General features: G+C 67.0%; 11 protein-coding genes. 6 read left to right on the top strand and 5 right to left on the bottom strand.

All coding sequences use genetic code 11. The features are described 5' to 3' along the window. Window positions 1–2: 2 nt before the first annotated feature. Window positions 3–1022, bottom strand: coding sequence for an aldo/keto reductase (locus tag C7416_RS04885; protein ID WP_111517362.1), 1020 nt, complete (start codon window positions 1020–1022; stop codon window positions 3–5). A 125-nt stretch (window positions 1023–1147) separates the two neighbouring features. Between C7416_RS04885 and C7416_RS04880 the strand changes: the two genes are divergently transcribed. From C7416_RS04880 to C7416_RS04870, 3 genes are all read left to right on the top strand, one after another. After that, the gene (locus C7416_RS04880) at window positions 1148–2074 is read left to right on the top strand and encodes a LysR family transcriptional regulator (RefSeq protein ID WP_111517361.1); all 927 of its coding nucleotides are present in this window, start codon (window positions 1148–1150) and stop codon (window positions 2072–2074) included. A 134-nt stretch (window positions 2075–2208) separates the two neighbouring features. Further along, window positions 2209–5688, top strand: coding sequence for an adenylate/guanylate cyclase domain-containing protein (locus C7416_RS04875; RefSeq protein WP_111517360.1), 3480 nt, complete (start codon window positions 2209–2211; stop codon window positions 5686–5688). After that, window positions 5685–6326, top strand: a complete 642-nt coding sequence (locus tag C7416_RS04870; RefSeq protein WP_111517359.1) for an HD domain-containing protein — start codon at window positions 5685–5687, stop codon at window positions 6324–6326. Before C7416_RS04875 ends, C7416_RS04870 begins: the two co-directional genes overlap by 4 nt. On the opposite strand, the gene C7416_RS04865 is transcribed toward C7416_RS04870, so the two are convergent. The 3 genes from C7416_RS04865 to C7416_RS04855 form a co-directional block, all read right to left on the bottom strand. Next, window positions 6307–7338 carry a patatin-like phospholipase family protein gene (locus tag C7416_RS04865; RefSeq protein ID WP_111517358.1) on the bottom strand — a complete coding sequence of 344 codons (1032 nt, stop codon included), beginning with the start codon at window positions 7336–7338 and terminating at the stop codon, window positions 6307–6309. The genes C7416_RS04870 and C7416_RS04865 overlap by 20 nt on opposite strands. 170 nt (window positions 7339–7508) lie before the next feature. Next, the gene (locus C7416_RS04860) at window positions 7509–9653 is read right to left on the bottom strand and encodes a xanthine dehydrogenase family protein molybdopterin-binding subunit (protein WP_111517357.1); all 2145 of its coding nucleotides are present in this window, start codon (window positions 9651–9653) and stop codon (window positions 7509–7511) included. Next, window positions 9650–10135 carry a (2Fe-2S)-binding protein gene (locus C7416_RS04855; protein ID WP_111517356.1) on the bottom strand — a complete coding sequence of 162 codons (486 nt, stop codon included), beginning with the start codon at window positions 10133–10135 and terminating at the stop codon, window positions 9650–9652. The genes C7416_RS04860 and C7416_RS04855 overlap by 4 nt, the downstream gene beginning before the upstream one ends. Window positions 10136–10279: 144 nt before the next feature. Between C7416_RS04855 and C7416_RS04850 the strand changes: the two genes are divergently transcribed. The 3 genes from C7416_RS04850 to C7416_RS04840 all read left to right on the top strand — a co-directional run bounded on the left by C7416_RS04850 (window position 10280) and on the right by C7416_RS04840 (window position 15274). Next, window positions 10280–11146 (top strand): LysR substrate-binding domain-containing protein, encoded by an 867-nt coding sequence (locus C7416_RS04850; protein ID WP_240988286.1) that lies wholly within the window; start codon window positions 10280–10282, stop codon window positions 11144–11146. A gap of 1440 nt (window positions 11147–12586) precedes the next feature. Then, window positions 12587–13645 carry a glycosyltransferase family 2 protein gene (locus C7416_RS04845; RefSeq protein WP_111517354.1) on the top strand — a complete coding sequence of 353 codons (1059 nt, stop codon included), beginning with the start codon at window positions 12587–12589 and terminating at the stop codon, window positions 13643–13645. 9 nt (window positions 13646–13654) lie between these two features. Further along, window positions 13655–15274: a mannosyltransferase family protein gene (locus C7416_RS04840; protein ID WP_146604245.1), complete on the top strand. Its 1620-nt coding sequence runs from the start codon at window positions 13655–13657 to the stop codon at window positions 15272–15274. Window positions 15275–15304: 30 nt separating this feature from the next. On the opposite strand, the gene C7416_RS04835 is transcribed toward C7416_RS04840, so the two are convergent. After that, window positions 15305–16795, bottom strand: coding sequence for a M81 family metallopeptidase (locus C7416_RS04835; protein WP_111517352.1), 1491 nt, complete (start codon window positions 16793–16795; stop codon window positions 15305–15307). Between the last annotated feature and the right edge of the window lies 1 nt (window position 16796).

Raw genomic sequence — 16796 nt, 5'->3', positions numbered from 1 at the left:
GATCAGATGCGATCGCCAGGCAGCGGCGCGTTTGCCGCGACCAGGTGCTGCGCGCGCAGCTCGCGCCAGAAATCGGCCGGAATCTTCTCGTTCAGCGCGGCGACGTCCTCGGCGATGCGCTCCGGCCGGCTCGCGCCCGGGATCACCGCGGCCACCGCGGGATTGGCCAGCACGAATTGCAGCGCGGCGGCCTTGATGCTGACGCCGTGGCGTTGCGCGACCGCCTTGATGCGCTCGACCTTGCTGATGATCTCGGGCGGCGCCTTCTGGTATTCGAAGTGCGAGCCGCCGGCCAGGATGCCCGAGCTGTACGGGCCGCCAACCACGATCTCGGTCTTGCGCTCCGCGGCCTTCGGCATCAGGCGCTGCAGCGCGCGCTCGTGGTCGAGCAGCGAATAGCGGCCCGCCAACAGGAAGCCGTCCGGCTGCGCTTCGGCCAGGTCCAGCGTCAGTTCGATCGGCTCGACGCGGTTCACGCCCAGGCCCCACGCCTTGATCACGCCCTCTTCGCGCAGCCGGGTCAGCACCTTGAAAGCGCCTTTGCGCGCCGTCTCGAAATAGGCCAGCCACTCGTCGCCGTAGAAGTCCTGGGCGATGTCGTGGACCCAGACGATGTCGAGGCGGTCGGCCTTCATCCGCTTCAGGCTGTCCTCGATCGAGCGCAACGTGGCGTCCGCCGAGTAGTCGTTGACCATCTTGTTCGGGCGGCCGGCGGCAAACAGGCCACTTTTCTCGCCCAGCGCCCGCGCGCTGGCGTCCTCGACTTCATCCAGGATCAGGCGGCCGACCTTGGTGCTAAGCACGTATTCGTCGCGCGGGTGCCGGGACAGCGCCTCGCCCAGCCGGATTTCGGCCAGGCCCGCGCCGTAGAACGGCGCGGTGTCGTAGTAGCGCACGCCTTGCGCCCAGGCCGCGTCCACCGTGGCCTGCGCCTCGGCTTCCGGGATGTCGCGGAACATATTGCCCAGCGGGGCGGTACCAAAGCCGAGTACGTTGCCGGCCAGTTTGTCCTTGATGCTCATGACTGCTCCACAAAGTAAGTTGGGGTGAAGGCAGTCTAGGGTGGCCAGTTAAGTCTGTCCAAGACGGAATTTGAAAGACTTGATACCCTATAGGTCTGAGCCTCACCTATCACCCACGCCTGGACATGCTGGATATCCGTCAACTTCACTATTTCGTCGCCGTGGCCGAGGAAGAGCACGTCGGCCGCGCCGCCGAGCGACTCCATATCTCTCAATCACCACTTAGCCGGCAGATCGCCCAGCTCGAAGAGAAGCTGGGGCTGGTGCTGTTCGAGCGCTCCCAGCAGCGCATACGCCTCACACGCGACGGCCGCACCTTCCTGGCGGAGACCCGGGCCTTCCTGACCCACGGCACCCGGCTCGAATCGCTGGCCCGGCGTCTTGGCCGCGGCGATGAAGGCGGCCTGTGCATCGGCTACCTCGAATACGCGATGCACTCCGGCATCCTGCCGAACGCGCTGCGCGAGCTGCGCCAGGACCGGCCTGCCGTGCATATCGCGCTCTACAACCAGCAGTCGGCAACGCAGCTCGAAGGACTGCGCCAGCGCAGCCTTGATATCGCGCTGGTGTGCGAGCCGCCCTTGCCGGACGATCCGGACCTCGAGGCCGCCCAGGTACTCAACGACCCGATGCTGCTGGCGCTGCCCGAGGGCCACCCGCTGGCCGGGACCGAGCCGCTCACCCCGGCCGACCTCGCCGCACAGAAGTGGATCGGCGTGATGCACCAGGAAACCGCGCTGCGGCACGACGCCTTCATCGCGGCCTGCGCCAGGGCGGGTTTTACCCCCACCATCACCATGGAAGCGACCGAGCCGCTGGCCGCGTTGGGGCTCGTGGCCGCGGGGCTGGGCGTGACCACCATCCAGCAGAGCCTGCGTCACCAGGCACCGGCCGGCGTAGTACTGCACGAACTGTCGTGGCTCGACTACCGCACCCCGTTGTGGGCTGCCTGGCACAAGGTCAACCTGCGGCCGCTGGTCGAAATCTTCCGCCAGACCTTGCTGCAGTCGAGCATGATGGCCACCGCGCACACCGCGGCACAGGCAGGGTGAGCCGCACCGGTACTGCGCGGCAACGCAAGCCGCGTTCCGTTGGTTGCCACGCAGCGGCGTCCTTGACACCCACGCTATCCCGCCTCTAATAGCCTTAGGTACCGTCAAGCTGGCAACGACGGCCGGGAGGCGAAATGCGCTGCAGCCAATGCGGCTTCGGCAATCTGGCTGGCGCCAACTTCTGTGAGGCGTGCGGGGCGCGGCTTGCCCGCGTATGCCCGCAATGCGGCGCCGAGGCCACCGCGGCGGCGCGGTTCTGCCGCGTCTGCGGGGTCGGCCTGCCCGACGTGCCCGCCACGACTGCGCCTGCGCCCGCGCCGCGCCCGGAAAGTCCGGCGCCGGTCCACTACACCCCGCCGCACCTGGCCGGGCGCATCCTGGCCGAGCAGGCGGCAAGGGAAGCCCGCGGCGAGACCGCCGGCGAGCGCAAGACCATCACCGCGCTGTTTGCCGACATGGCCGGCTCCACCGCGCTGACCCAGGACCTCGACCCGGAGGACGCACGCCGGCTGATCGATCCCGTGGTGACGTTGATGATGGAAGCGGTCCACCACTACGAGGGCTACGTCGCCAAGTTCCTCGGCGACGGCATCCTGGCGCTGTTCGGCGCGCCCATCGCCCACGAGGACCATGCGCTGCGCGCGCTGTATGCGGCGCTGCGCATGCAGGACGCGATGCACCGGCACAGCGACCGCGTGCGCCTGGAGCGAGGCATTCCGCTGCAGGTCCGCATCGGCATCCATACCGGCGAGGTGGTGGTGCGCTCGATCCGCAAGGACGACCTGCACACCGACTACGATCCGGTCGGGCACACCATCCATATCGCCTCCCGCATGGAGGGCATCGCCACGCCGGCGTCGATCCTGGTGAGCGAGTCGACCCACAAGCTGACCGAAGGCTATTTCGAATTCAAGGCATTGGGCACCACCAGCGTCAAGGGCGTGCGCGAACCGCTGGCGGTGTACGAGGTGATCGGCCCGGGAGCCTTGCGCACGCGGCTGCAGGTGGCCGCGCACCGCGGCCTGGCGCGCTTTGTCGGGCGCCAGGACGAGCTGGCGCACCTGAACGCGGCGCTGGAGCAGGCCAAGGCCGGCAACGGGCGCATCGTCGCGGTGGTCGGCGAGGCCGGGGTCGGCAAGTCGCGGCTGTTCCATGAATTCAAGGTCAGGTCGCAGCAAGGCTGCCTGGCGCTGGAGACGTTCTCGGTCTCGCATGGCAAGGCCTTTGCCTACCTGCCGCTGATCGAGATGCTGAGGAACTATTTCCAGATCACGGCGCACGACGGCGACCGTGCCTGCCGCGAGAAACTGACCGGCAGGCTGCTGACGCTGGACCGCTCGCTGGAAGAGCACCTGCCCTACCTGCTCTACCTGCTCGGCGTGGTCGAGCCCGACTCGGCGCTGCCGACCATGGACCCTGCCCTGCGGCGCCAGCGCACCTTTGACGCGATTGCACGGCTGCTGGTCCGCGAAAGCCAGAACCAGCCGCTGGAAGTTATCTTCGAGGACCTGCAATGGCTGGACGGCGAGACCGAGGCCTTCCTCAACATGCTGGTCGACCACGTGCCCGGCGCGCGCATCGTGCTGCTGGTGAACTATCGGCCAGAGTACAGCCACCGCTGGGACGCCGGGGCTCATTACTCGCAGCTGCGGCTGCAGCCGCTGGGACAGGCCGAGGCGCAGGAGCTGCTGACCGCGCTGCTCGGCGACGACCCCAGCCTGGCGCCGCTGAAGCGGCTGATCCTCGACAAGACCGAAGGCAATCCGTTCTTCATGGAGGAAGTGGTCCAGACCCTGGCCGAGGAAGGCGCGCTGCTGGGCCAGCCCGGCAGCTACCGCATCGAGAAGGCGCCGGCGCTGCTGCACATCCCTACCACCGTGCAAGGCGTGCTGGCCGCCCGCATCGACCGTCTGCCGCTGCCCCAGAAGGAGCTGCTGCAGACCCTCGCCGTGATCGGCAAGGAGTTTCCGCTGGGCCTGGTGCTGCGCGTCACCGGCCTGCCCGAAGAGCGCCTGCATCCGCTGCTGCGCGACCTGCAGGGCGCCGACTTTATCTACGAACGCCCCGCCTTCCCCGAGGTGGAGTACGCCTTCAAGCACGCGCTGACCCAGGAGGTGGCCGGCAGCTCGCTGCTGACCGAGCGCCGCAGCGCCCTGCATGAAAGCTCGGCGCAGGCGATCGAGGCGATGTTCCACGGCCGGCTCAAGGACTACTGCAGCGAACTGGCCCACCACTACAGCCACAGCGGCAATGTGCCGAAGGCGGTCGAGTACCTGCACTGCGCCGGCCAGCAGGCGCTGCAGCGCTCGGCGCAGGAAGAAGCAATCCGGCACCTGAGCGAGGCCATTGCCCTGCTCAAGCGCCAGCCCGACAGCGGCGAGCGCGAGCGCCTGGAACTGACGCTGTTGCTGACGCTGGGGCCCGCGTTGATCGCCGCGCGCGGCCAGGCCTCGCCCGAGGTCGAGGCAAATTACCGGCGCGCGATGTCGCTGTGCGAGCAAGGGCGGCAGACGCCCTATGTGTTCTCGGCGCAGCTGGGCATGTGGGCGTTCTACCAGCTGCGCGCCCAATACCAGGTGTCGCTGCCGCTGGCGCGGCGCCTGCTTGCCTTGGCCACCGAGTCGCAGAAGCCCAAGCAGCTGGCCGAGGGCCACCGCGCACTGGGCGCCACGCTGTTCCGCCTGGGCCTGCTGGAAGAGGCGCGCGCGCATATGGAGGCCGTGCTGGCCGTGCCGCACCCCGAGCATTCCGCCTACGACTTCCTGACCGGCTACGGCCGCGACCCGATGGTCCATGCCACCAGCACGCTGGCCTGGATCCTGTGGTACCAGGGCTTGGCCGACCAGGCGCTGGCGCGCAGCCGCGAGGCGCTGGCGCTGGCCCGCGCGCGCCCGGATGCCTACAACCTGGCGCTGTGCCTGGTGTTCGCGGCGGAACAGTACCGCTGGCGCCGCGATCCCGCGCAGGCCAGGGAATATGCCGAAGCCGCCATCGCGATTTCCTGCGAACAGGGCTTCCCGATCTACCTGGCCTGGGGCACCGTGCTGCAGGGCTGGGCGCTGTCTGAACAGGGCAGCCACGAGGAAGGCATTGCGCAGATGCGACGCGGCCTGGCCGCTTACGAGAAAACCGGCGGCGAACTCGGCATGCCGAACCTGCTGGCGATGCTGGCCGAGGCCTGCGGCAAGGCGGGCCAGCCCGCCGCCGCGCTGGACGTGCTGACGCGCGCCCAGGCCATGATCGAAGAGACCGGCGAGCGGCTCGATGAAGCCGCGGTCTATCGGCTGCGCGGCGACTTGCTGCTGCAGCTGGCCGCCCCCGACGCCGGCGCCGCCGCGAGCCACGAAGCCGAGGTCTGCTACCAGCGCGCGCTCGCGGTCGCGCACGGCCAGGGCGCCAGGCCGCTGGAACTGCAGGCCGCGCTCAGCCTGGCTCGGCTGTGGCAGCGCCAGGGCAAGGGCGACGCCGCGCGCGAAGCGCTGGCGCGCGTCCACGGCAGCTTCAGCGAGGGCACCGATGGCGCCGACTGGCAGGAGGCGCGGGCCCTGCTTGCCGAGCTGGCCGAGCTTGCCAACAACGACGCGGCCCGCGACCCGGGCCCGGCGCGCGCATGAGCACCGCCGCCGCCAACCCGCTGCAAGAGCGCTTTGTCGCGCTCTGGACCCTGGCGGGCGGCACCCGCGCGGCCGACGCGTATGCCGACCTGGCGCGCTGCTACGGCGAGCCGACCCGGCACTACCACACCCTGGACCATGTGCGCCGCTGCCTGCGCGACCTCGACTGGGCGCGCAGCGCGATACCGGATGCCGCCGACGTGGAACTGGCGCTGTGGTGCCATGACGTCATCTACGTGCCCGGCGCCGCCGACAACGAAGCGCGCAGTGCGGCGTGGCTGCAGCACTGGTCGGCGGGCACGGTTGGCACTGCCGCGCGCGTGGCCGCACTGATCCTGGAGACCACACACGCAGACGTGCCCGCCAGCCTGGCCGGGCGCTTCACCGCCGACATCGACCTGGCCGCGCTCGGATACAGCCGCGCGCGCTTCGAGGACAACGGCGCGCGCCTGCGCGCCGAGCGCACCGACCTGGACGATGCCGCCTATGACGCCGCCGAGCGCGCCTTCCTGCAGCGCCTGCTGGCCAGTCCGCGCATCTATGCCACCGACCTGTTCCGGTCCCGCTACGAGGCGCAGGCCCGTGCCAATCTGGCCTGGCGGCTGGCCCAGCCGGCGCCTACAGGAATTCCCCGGTGATATCGACGCTGGAGCGCTGGCCTACGCAGTCATAGTTGCGCTCCAGCCAGAGCGTGGCGGCCTGCCGGCCCTGGTCGCGCAGCGTGCACAGGAAGTTCCAGTCGGCGTTGTACTTGGTCGAGACCCCGAGCGCCGCCATGGTCTCGTCCGAGCGGATCGAATGGATCCACATCTCCTTCATCTCGTTGCGGTCGATCTTGCCCTGCTGGATCAGCGTGGTGACGAAGCCGATCGCACGCATCTCGCGCATCAATGACGAGTTGAAGCTGACCTCGTTGACCCGGTTCAGGATCTCCGCCGCCGTGGTCGGCACGCCGCGGCGCACGATCGGGTTGATGTGGACGATCACGACATCGTGGGTCTCGCAGTGATAGATCAGCGGAAAGATCGCCGGATTGCCGACATAGCCGCCGTCCCAGTAATGATGGCCGTCGATGCTGACCGCCTGGAACAGCGTTGGCACGCAGGCCGAGGCCAGCACCGCGTCGACGCTCAGCTCTTCCTGCGCGAAGATGCGGATGCGGCTGGTCTCGATATTGGTCGCGCACAGGTACAGCCGGATCGGGCAATGCGCGCGCAGCGCCGCAAAATCCACCTGGCCGAGCAGCACGTCGCGCAGCGGATTGGCATTGCCCGGGTTGAACTGGTACGGCGACAGCAGCCGCAGCGTGATGTCGGCCATGGCGTACAGCGGAGAATGGTTCAGCCCCAGCGTATGGCTGCCCTTGAACCACGGCAGCCAGCGCAACGGGTTGAAGCGCTGCGCAGAGTGCGCGATGGCCTGCCAGAAGTCATGCAGGGCCTGGCGCGCGCCGTCGCTGCCGCCCTGCATCAGGCCATAGGCCAGCACCGTGCCGTTCATCGCGCCGGCGCTGGTGGCGCTGACCCCCTCGACCACCAGCCGGCCATCTTCCAGCAGGCGGTCCAGCACGCCCCACGTGAACGCGCCGTGCATGCCGCCGCCTTGCAAGGCCAGCGCCACGGGCTTGGCTTGGACAGGCTCGGGCGGCATAGGTGTGTTCCCCTGGGCGGCGACAAGGCGCCATGCTCCAGTGTAGGGAAGAACCGCGCCCGGGGCGTAGGGCGCCGTGCGTGCTATGACACACAGCGCGGTGCCCGCCGCGGCACTGCCGCCCCCGCGATCGTGACAGCCGCATCACTTGCGGACGTGCCTGCGCCCCGCTACGCCAGCTCGAACCCGTGCCGCGCCAGCGGCAGCGAGCGCAGGCGCTGGCCGGTCGCGGCAAACAGGGCATTGGCCAGCGCCGGCGCCAGCGTCGGCACCGCCGATTCCCCCACGCCGCCGATGCGCTCGCCACTGGGCGCCAGCACCGCCTCGAAGCGCGGCGTCTGCGCCAGCCGCAACAGCGGATAGTCGTGGAAGTTGGATTGCTGCACGCGGCCGTCGGCAATGGTGATCGCGCCCGTCATGGCCGCGCTCAGGCCCCAGATGCTGGCGCCCTCGAGCTGGCGCTCGACGGTCGCCGGGTTGATCACGATGCCGCAGTCGATGGCATTGACGATGCGGTGCAGCGTAATGCGCTGGCCCTGCACCGACAGCTCCACCACCGTCGCGCACAGCGAGCCCCATGCCTGCGACAGCGCTACGCCGTAGAAGCGCCCTGCCGGCGCGCTGCCCCAGCCGACGTGCTGCGCCAGCCGCTGCAGCAAGCGCGCCGGGCGCGGACGGTCGGCCAGCAGGTTCATCCGGAACTGCAGCGGATCGGCTTTGGCGTGATGGGCCAGTTCGTCGATAAAGCTTTCGGCGAAGAAAGTGTTCTGCGTATAGCCCACACCGCGCCAGAAGCCCACCGGCACGGCGGTATTGACCATCGCATGGCGCACCGCCACGTGGGGCAGCGCGTAGGGCAGGTCCACCACCCCTTCGACCGATTTCGGGTCGACCCCGCCCTTGACCCGGTCCGGGAAATTGCGGACATAGATCGACGAGCAAGCCAGGCGCGCATCCAGCGCGCGGATGCCGGCCGCGCCCGGGGCCAGCACCGCGCTGAAGCGCGCCGCCGCCGCGGGCCGATAGAAGTCGTGCTGGATATCCTCCTCGCGCGACCAGATCAGCTTGACCGGCTGCCCCGCCGCCTTCGATGCCAGCGCGGCCTGGACAAAGACATCGAACTCCTCGCGCCGGCCGAAGCCGCCGCCGACGAAGGTTCCATGTACGACGATGCGGTCGGCGGGCAGCCCCAGCACGCCCGAGAGCCGCTGCGCGATCTCGCCGCAGACCTGGGTCGGGCCCCAGATCTCGGCGCGGTCGGCGCGCACGTCGGCGGTGGCGTTCATCGGCTCCATGGTGGCGTGGGCGAGATACGGCACCTCGTATTCGGCGGTGTAGGCCTGTGCGCCCTGCATCTGCGTGTCAGGATCGCCGTGGCGCAGCGCCATCGCCGAGGCGCTGCGCGCGGCATCGCGGTAGCCGGCCATCAGCGCCGCGTCGCTGGCCGGCTTGCCTTGCGGCAGGTGCCAGTCAGGATGCAGCGCGGCCAGGCCCTTGCGTGCGGTCCAGTAGCTGTCCGCCAGCACCACCACGGCATCGTCCAGCGGCACCACGCGCCGCACGCCGCGCACGGCCAGCGCTGGCCGGGCATCGACCCGGCGCAGGGTGCCGCCGAAGGCCGGGCACGCCATCACCGAACCCACCAGCATGCGCGGCACCTTGACGTCGACGCCGAACACCGCCGCGCCACGCGTCTTCAGCGGAATGTCTAGCCGGTCCGTCGGGCGGCCCAGCAGCTTCCAGTCGCGTGGGTCCTTCAGCGCCACGTTGGACGGGCGCGGCAGCGTGGACGCGCGCGCGGCCAGCGCACCGTAGCCGAGCGCGCGCCCGCTGGGCTCATGCCGGACCACGCCGTGCACCGCGCGGCACTGCGCGACCGGCACGCTCCAGCCTTGTGCGGCGGCCTCGCGCAGCATCTCGCGCGCGGTGGCGCCGATGCGGCGCAGCGGCTCGAACGACCAGCGCGCCGAGGTGCTGCTGGCGGTCGCCTGGACCTTGAACATGCGGTTGTTGTAGACCAGGTCGGTCGGCGCGAGCTCGGCACGCACCTGGCGCCAGTCGCACTCGAGTTCTTCGGCGATCAGCATCGGGGCGGAGGTCATCACGCCCTGCCCCAGCTCGGCCGACGGCACCATGATGGTGACGCTGCCGTCGGTATCGATGCGCAGCCAGGCGTTGACGTCGTCCGGGTCGCGCACGGGCGTGCCGGCATCGGCGGCCTTCGCCAGCGGCAGGTGAAAACCCAGCACCAGCGCCGCCGGCATGGCGCCGGCGGCTTGCAGGAAACGGCGGCGGCTTGTGTCGGGATGGCTCACGATGACGCCCTCCCCTTGGGGTCGCCCGCGTTCTGCGCGTTGGCGGCGCGCAGGATGGCGCGTTCGATACGCGGATAGGTGCCGCAGCGGCACAGGTTGGTGATACCGGCGCGGATCTCCTCCGGCCGTGGCGAGGGATTGTCCTTCAGCCAGGCGCAGGCAGCCATGATCATGCCCGACTGGCAATAGCCGCACTGCGGCACCTGCTCGGCAATCCACGCACGCTGGACCGGGTGCGAATTGTCGGCCGACAATCCTTCGATGGTAGTAATGTCGGCGCGCGCCACGCTGCCGACAGGCGTGATGCAGGCGCGCACCGCCTTGCCGTCGACATGCACGGTGCAGGCGCCGCACAGGCCGGCACCGCAGCCGAACTTGGTGCCGGTATAACCCAGGTAATCGCGCAGCACCCATAACAGGGGCATGTCGCGTTCGGCCTCGACGGCGTGGCGCTTGCCGTTGATCTTCAACTGCAGTTTCATGGGGGTCTCCTCGTTGCGCACCGGCTTCGGGGCGGCCGGTTCGGCTGCGAGCCAGTATCGGCCGGGCGGCATGGCGGGACAATCGACTTGTTTTGCCAGCACCTGTGAGGCAAGATCACAGCCATGATGCGCAGGCTCCCCTCGATGCAAGTGCTCCAGGCCTTTGCCGCCACCGCGCGCACGGGCAGCATGACGCGCGCCGCCGATGCGCTGTGCGTAACGCATGGCGCCATCAGCCGGCATATCCGTGCGCTGGAGTCACAGCTGGGCTGCACCCTGTTCCTGCGCGCCGGCCGGCAGCTGGAGCTGACCGCCACCGGGCGCGAACTCGCCGACGATCTCGATCGCGCGCTGCGCGCGGTGGAGCTGTCACTGGCCGGCGCGGCCGAGCGGCGCGCGCGTGAACGCCAGTCGCTGCATGTCAACGTCAGCCCCGAACTGGCCGGCGCCTGGCTGGTCCCCAAGCTGCCGCAGTTGCGCGAGGCGCTGCCCGGCCTGGACCTGTCCATCGCGGCCAGCACCGAAGACCCCGACTTTGCCCGATCGGACCTCGACGTCAGCCTGCGCTACGGCCCCGCGCCCTTCACCGGCTACCAGTGCCTGAAGCTGCTCGACGACGACATCATCGTGGTCTGCAGCCCGGGCTTCGCCCAGCGGCATGCCGGCATGACCGCGGCCGATGCCGCGCACCTGCCGCGGCTGCGGCACGCGCGCTTCCGCTGGTCACAGTGGGGAGCGGCTGCTGGCGTGGTATTGGATGAGCCCGAAGACGGCATCGTGTTCGACTGCCGCGCGCTGCTGATCGAGGCTGCGGCCAATGGCATGGGGCTGGCGCTTACGCGGGGCTTGCTGGCACGCGAGGCTATCGCCGCAGGGCGGTTGGTGCGGCCGTTGGCAGATAGCTTTCCGGCCAGTCATAACTGCTACATCGTCTGGCGTGGGGATAATCCCAAGCAGGGGTTGATTCGGTACTTTGCGGAATGGTTGCGGGAGGTGGCGCTGCGGGGGTGAGAACGCCTGCCTAGTTCATGCATCGGCCCAAGGCTGCCAAGGACCGTCCGACGGCATCATCGAGCGAGAGCCGCTTACATGCCGCTGCGCGCATCGCAACGGCAAGGCGACGCGGGCGATGATCTGCGCGATACTTCGCACCAAGGCGCGACCGTCGGAAATGCCCCGGAGCTGCCGATGACCGCGGTGAGCCACTTGAGCCAAAGCCCGGGCAACTCGCGCACCCCCACCTCCTTAACGCAAACTGACGGCTCTCCAGGGCAACAGATTTGGCTATTTCGACAGCTTCGGCCAAGGAGTGTCAGCCTAGTTTACTGAGCAGGTGGATGCCCAGTCATAGCGCCGCACGATCGTCCTCTGCCCTGGGTAGCCGTCGGTGTACTGGAAATAACCGCGGCAACCGATTGTGAACCCAGGGTCGATGTTGTAAGGCCCACCCCACATTGGACGTCGACATCAATGTCGGAGGTGACCACGATATTCCTTGATTTGAGGACGATATCTTATAAACACCGAATTTTCCAGAATTTTCTGGCATAGCAAATAGAATTGCCCAGTCACATCCGGCGCACGGTGTTTGTCTATATCCGGTTTCAGCAGCAATGTATGGATGCAATGCAGAGCCGTTCGGCGTGTGAAACAGAGTCGATTCACCCGTCCACGTTATACCGTCATCGCTTGACCAAATTTGATGCAGATCGGTATAGGGATATCCGGTTGGCCGAACTCCGTCGGTGCACGTCGAATTTCTATTTGGCGCAGAATCGTAACGGGAGAAGACCAGCATGATCGCGCCGTAACTATTCTGAACCGCTCGGGGATACTCGGCGTCGCATGTGTTGGTGATGTGCATCGGCGAACTCCAAGTTCCGCCACCATCGAATGATCTTGCCAGCTTAATACGACCGCTACCAACGCCCCCCACACCCTCCGGTCCGTTCATCGTGAAAAACGCCAGCTTAGTGCCGTTTTGCAAGGTAAGCAGGCTAGGAATCCTTGTGCGATGGCTGGGGCCACGCTGATGGAGAGACCGGCCGCACACAGAACGATCGAAATCGCTGCTCTTACCCTATATATCATTTCTTCTCCATGGAAAGTCAGACAACCCATACTCATGCACTCAATCAAATCAACGGCATGACTCTATTCGGAAAGAACTGATCACTAAACGTCTTTTCGGCAATGAAGCTCCCTCCATTCCGACCAAGCACCTAACGGGACAGACGCCGCAAGATTGTCTCGCTCAGCCTAAAAAATAAACTGGATTGGCATCGCCATCTCGAATTGTTAACGGATTGTGATGCCCGTCACGAAACTCAGCTCCACGCGCCATTAACCTAGCTCCCTCGATGCAGGAGACGTGTGGCGCGGCCGGTACGCTTTCCACCCGGAATGCATGCGCTACGCCCGACGTCCTGACAGAAACGATAGCGAGATGGCATGACTGACTCTGAAAGCGGGTCCCTGGCCGTGGTGGTCCCTGTCTACAACGAAGAAGCCGTCGTTCGGGAGTTTCACGCGCGGTTGTCAGCAACGCTCGATGGGATCGGGCGTTTGCGCGCGACCGTCATTTACGTGAACGACGGAAGCAACGATCACACGCTCGGCATACTGCGGGCGCTGCGGCAGCAGGATTCCCGCATTGCCATCGTCAACCTGAGCCGCAATTTCGGCAAGGAGATTGCTCTGTCCGCGGGGCTGGACTATGCGGACGCCGATGCCGTCATTGTCATCGACGCCGACCTGCAGGATCCGCCGGAACTGATTCCGGATTTCCTCCGGCTATGGGAAGCCGGGAACGATGTCGTGTATGGTCAACGCGTCAGCCGACGGGGCGAAACCGGATTGAAGAAGGCAACGGCATACCTGTTCTATCGGGTCATTCAATCCCTTAGCCGCGTTCACATTCCGGAGGACACCGGGGACTTCCGGCTCTTGAGCCGGCGCGCAGTGACGGCGCTGCGGTCGCTTCGCGAGCAACATCGCTACATGAAAGGGTTGTTCTCATGGATCGGATATTCGCAGGTGGCGCTGCGCTATGAGCGCGCTCCGCGGTCTGCGGGCACGTCGAAGTTCAATTACGTGAGGCTTTGGGCTTTTGCCCTGGAAGGGATCACGTCGTTTTCGATTGCGCCGCTGAAGATCGCGACCTATCTGGGACTTGGGATTGCCGGATTATCGTTCATCGGCGCGGCGTTGGTGTTCTACAAGGCCATGGTCTACGGCGATCCGGTGCGGGGCTATCCGTCGCTCATGGTCACGAATCTCTTCCTGTCAGGGGTACAGCTGATCGGGATTGGCGTGCTGGGCGAGTATCTCGGCAGGATGTTCAATGAGAGCAAGAATCGGCCACTGTACTTTGTCGAAGAGCATTTCCCGGCCGGCATGGCTGATGACGCCAGAACGCTGGGGAGGCTCGTTTCGGGCATGGGCAGCACAATTGGGATTGACCGGGAGGCTCAGCAGCAGCCAGCGGTCAGGATCGCGAGTGGAATTTAGTTGGTGGTGATGTACCAGATCCTGGCCGCGGTATTTCGACCGCTGCGCTCCCCTCTTCGCATGCCAAGTGGCAAGCTCGCAGCCAGGCATGCGGATACCGTGCCAAGCAAAACCGCCAAGCTGCATATCGCCACGGCAGTCGCCCTCGTTACGCTCGTCGTCTTCTGGTTCCTCGGACGCGGTCTCGTTGTCGGGACGCTTGCCAACGTAGAACAGCTGACCGGCCACTATGTAGCCACCGCATTCGCCTGGGCAAGCCCGGCGGCTCATCTCAAGCCCGAGCTCCTGGCTGGTTCCGGCGCCTTGCAACTGACGGGTCATGCGCCGCATGATCAGCGCTGGACCCTGCGCTGCGGCAACGCTCTGGAACTTGTCATAGAGCGGCCCGCCGGCCTGTTTCGCCAGTGGATTCCGCTGGTGTCAGCGTGCGAGAGTTCCGGCCTCTCGATTCGCTCTGACTGGTCAATGGTTCCCGCTGACGGCTCGGGGGCCCGCGATCCGCGCCAGCTTTCCTTTCAGGTTTTCGAAGTCCGCGACAACGCCGGGCCGATACCGCTGGCACGCCTCGTTTCGGCATCGGCCGGCTTCTTTGAGGTCGAGAAGCACGATTTCGGCACCTCGGCAGAGCATGTTCTCACCTCGCGCTGGGATGCCGACTGGTACCGCCGCATTGCAACCCATGGCTACCACTACGACGGTGACAGCGGCAGGCAGCAAAGCGTCGCCTGGCCGTTCCTGTACCCCATGGCCGTGAAGGCATTGGCTGCCGTGCTCGGCAAACCGGTAACGTCGATGATGCTGGCATTCAATGCCGTGTGTCTTCTGCTTGCACTCGCGCTACTGTTCGCCATCGGCCGCGCCGCGGGCCTCGACGCTGGACCGGCGCTCATTGCACCCGCGTGGCTGGTGTTCAATCCGTTCGCATTCTTTCTGGTAGGAGGCTTCTCCGAGTCGCTATTCCTGCTGCTCGAGTGCGCGCTCGTGTTTTCGCTGGTCTATCGGCGTTACTGGCTAGGCGCCTGGGCCGTTGCACTGCTGACGGCAACGCGCTTTATCGGATTGCTGTCTGTGGTCTGGCTGATCCACGGCATCTGGTCCGACAGCACCTCGAGCCCGCGCAAGCAGATAATCCAATCCCTTGCCGTGGCCGGAATCGCCATGCTGGGAGTGGTTGGCGACATCGCTGTCAAGTGGATGCAAACCGGTTTTCCCCTTGCTGCCTTTACGGTACGCAACGCGTGGCAGGTCACGCCGCCAGGCCAGTGGCTGGGCATACTCGATATCGGGAAACTGTTCGAAGGTGAATACCTGGCGCTCGTCTTCCTGGGACTGTCGCTCTTCCTCTCGTGCATCGCCGCACTTTGCAAAGCCATCCGGCAGTCCTGCCATGCGGCAGCCATGCTGATTGGCATTGGTGTCACGCTGGTAGGCGGAACGCTTCTGCTCAACCCCGAATTGCACTCGGTGGGACGCTACCTGCTGCCATTGGCGCCGGCTATCGCGGGCGTACTCGCGTTGGGCCGGGGCCACGGCAGGTTGGTTGCTTGTGCTGGTGTTATCACGGCGGTTGGAGCGGCAGCCATGCCGTTCATCGTGCAGCGTATTGCCATCGGTTGGCCGCCTTATTGAATTGCTGGCGAAAGTTTCCGCCAAGCGCTCCTACCCCACCCAGACCGCCACATCATCCAGCGGATAAACCGGCCTCTCAACCCGCCGGAACGGAAACCGCTCATAGCGCGAACTGGTAACCCCCTCCCCGTCGCACTCCACCACCGCTTTCGCAATCGGCACGAACACCGGCCGGCAATACATGCGCGACTTCAGCAGCAGGAACCTGGCCCGATGCGGATCGATGCCGATATGGGTGAAGATCCCCAGGTCCCAGTGCTCTTGCGGGGTTTCGGTCACGATCACCTGCGCCGCGCCGATGTCGAGCAAGGCGGTGCGTCCCATGCGGACGCGTTGCCCGGTGTAGGTCGGCCCGGTGATGGTGTACTCGCCGTCGGTGATCGCGGCGACCGTGCCGGTCAGCGGCCGGCTTTGCGGATAGACCTCCAGCTGGGGCAGCGCCACCTTGTCGCCCACCGGCAGCGTGATGCGGGCGCCAACGCCGGCGTCGGCCAGCGCTGCCACTGCCTCCGGGTCGCATACGGGTCCGACCGCGATGCCGGTCAGGCCCTGCGCCAGCGCTTCGTGCAGCACCGCCATGTTGTCGCAGGTGCCGCCCGACATGCAGTTGTCGCCATGGTCGAGCAGCAGAACCGGTCCTTCATGCGCACCGTTGGCGCTGTCGGCAAGCCGGGCGGCGCGCGCGATGGAGCTGGCGAGCGGCTCGGCCTGGTAGCCAAAGGCGTCGCGCTCGGTCCAGGCCTGCGCCGCGATCCGGCTTGCCACCTCGTCGGCCCGGGCCGGGTCGCCGTCGCCGACGACGATTACGCTCAGGCAGGGCGCGGCGATGTCGGCCAGGCCGAAGCCGGCCAGCACCGACACCGCCAGCATGCCGTCGCGCTCGGCCTCGCGCGCCAGCGCCACGGCGCGCTGCATCGCGCCTTCGTCGGTGCGGCTGCGCAGCGTGTGGGTGATCAGCGGGGGACGCCGCCACGCCATCACCGGGCGCACGCGTCCCGCGATCATGTCGAGCAGCAGCCGGCCGGCGTGTTCGCCGGTTTCGTACATGTCCACGTGCGGGTAGGTCTTGAAGCTGACCGCGATGTCGGCATGGTCGACCAGCGCCTGCGTGATGTTGCCGTGCAGGTCCAGGGCGACCGCGACCGGCGCGTGCGGCAGCACGGCACGCAGGCGGCGCAGCAGGTCGCCTTCGCCATCGTCGCTGTTTTCCGCCACCATCGCACCATGCAGGTCGAGCATCACCGCATCGCAGCCGTCAGCGGCGGCGATGATGGTGTCGCACAGATGCGTGTAAGCCTCGGCGGCGACGCGTCCGCTCGGGTTGGCGCCGGCGATCACCGGCACCACGATCTCGGCACCGGCGGCCTCGGCCAGGTCGATGAAGGCGGCGGCGGCCGTGCGGGTTCCCTTGGCGGCGCGATAGGCGGCGTCGCCATAGGCCGGCGCGAACGCAGCCAGCGGCGTCGGCACCGGTGAAAAGGTGTTGGTCTCGTGGTTGAGTCGGGCAATCAGGATCTTCATC

Origin of the sequence: Cupriavidus phytorum (genome assembly GCF_003254285.1) — a bacterium.
Taxonomy (GTDB): Bacteria; Pseudomonadota; Gammaproteobacteria; order Burkholderiales; family Burkholderiaceae; genus Cupriavidus; species Cupriavidus phytorum.
The sequence above is the reverse complement of the archived record's forward strand: the minus strand, read 5'-3'. Positions and strand labels throughout refer to the sequence as shown.

Excerpts from the sequence above, each read along its gene's own strand:
- C7416_RS04865 (WP_111517358.1), bottom strand. The coding sequence starts at position 7,338 with ATGCCGCCCGAGCCTGTCCAAGCCAAGCCCGTGGCGCTGGCCTTGCAA.
- C7416_RS04880 (WP_111517361.1), top strand. The coding sequence starts at position 1,148 with ATGCTGGATATCCGTCAACTTCACTATTTCGTCGCCGTGGCCGAGGAA.
- C7416_RS04835 (WP_111517352.1), bottom strand. The coding sequence starts at position 16,795 with ATGAAGATCCTGATTGCCCGACTCAACCACGAGACCAACACCTTTTCA.
- C7416_RS04850 (WP_240988286.1), top strand. The coding sequence starts at position 10,280 with ATGCAAGTGCTCCAGGCCTTTGCCGCCACCGCGCGCACGGGCAGCATG.
- C7416_RS04845 (WP_111517354.1), top strand. The coding sequence starts at position 12,587 with ATGACTGACTCTGAAAGCGGGTCCCTGGCCGTGGTGGTCCCTGTCTAC.
- C7416_RS04840 (WP_146604245.1), top strand. The coding sequence starts at position 13,655 with ATGTACCAGATCCTGGCCGCGGTATTTCGACCGCTGCGCTCCCCTCTT.
- C7416_RS04875 (WP_111517360.1), top strand. The coding sequence starts at position 2,209 with ATGCGCTGCAGCCAATGCGGCTTCGGCAATCTGGCTGGCGCCAACTTC.
- C7416_RS04855 (WP_111517356.1), bottom strand. The coding sequence starts at position 10,135 with ATGAAACTGCAGTTGAAGATCAACGGCAAGCGCCACGCCGTCGAGGCC.
- C7416_RS04870 (WP_111517359.1), top strand. The coding sequence starts at position 5,685 with ATGAGCACCGCCGCCGCCAACCCGCTGCAAGAGCGCTTTGTCGCGCTC.
- C7416_RS04885 (WP_111517362.1), bottom strand. The coding sequence starts at position 1,022 with ATGAGCATCAAGGACAAACTGGCCGGCAACGTACTCGGCTTTGGTACC.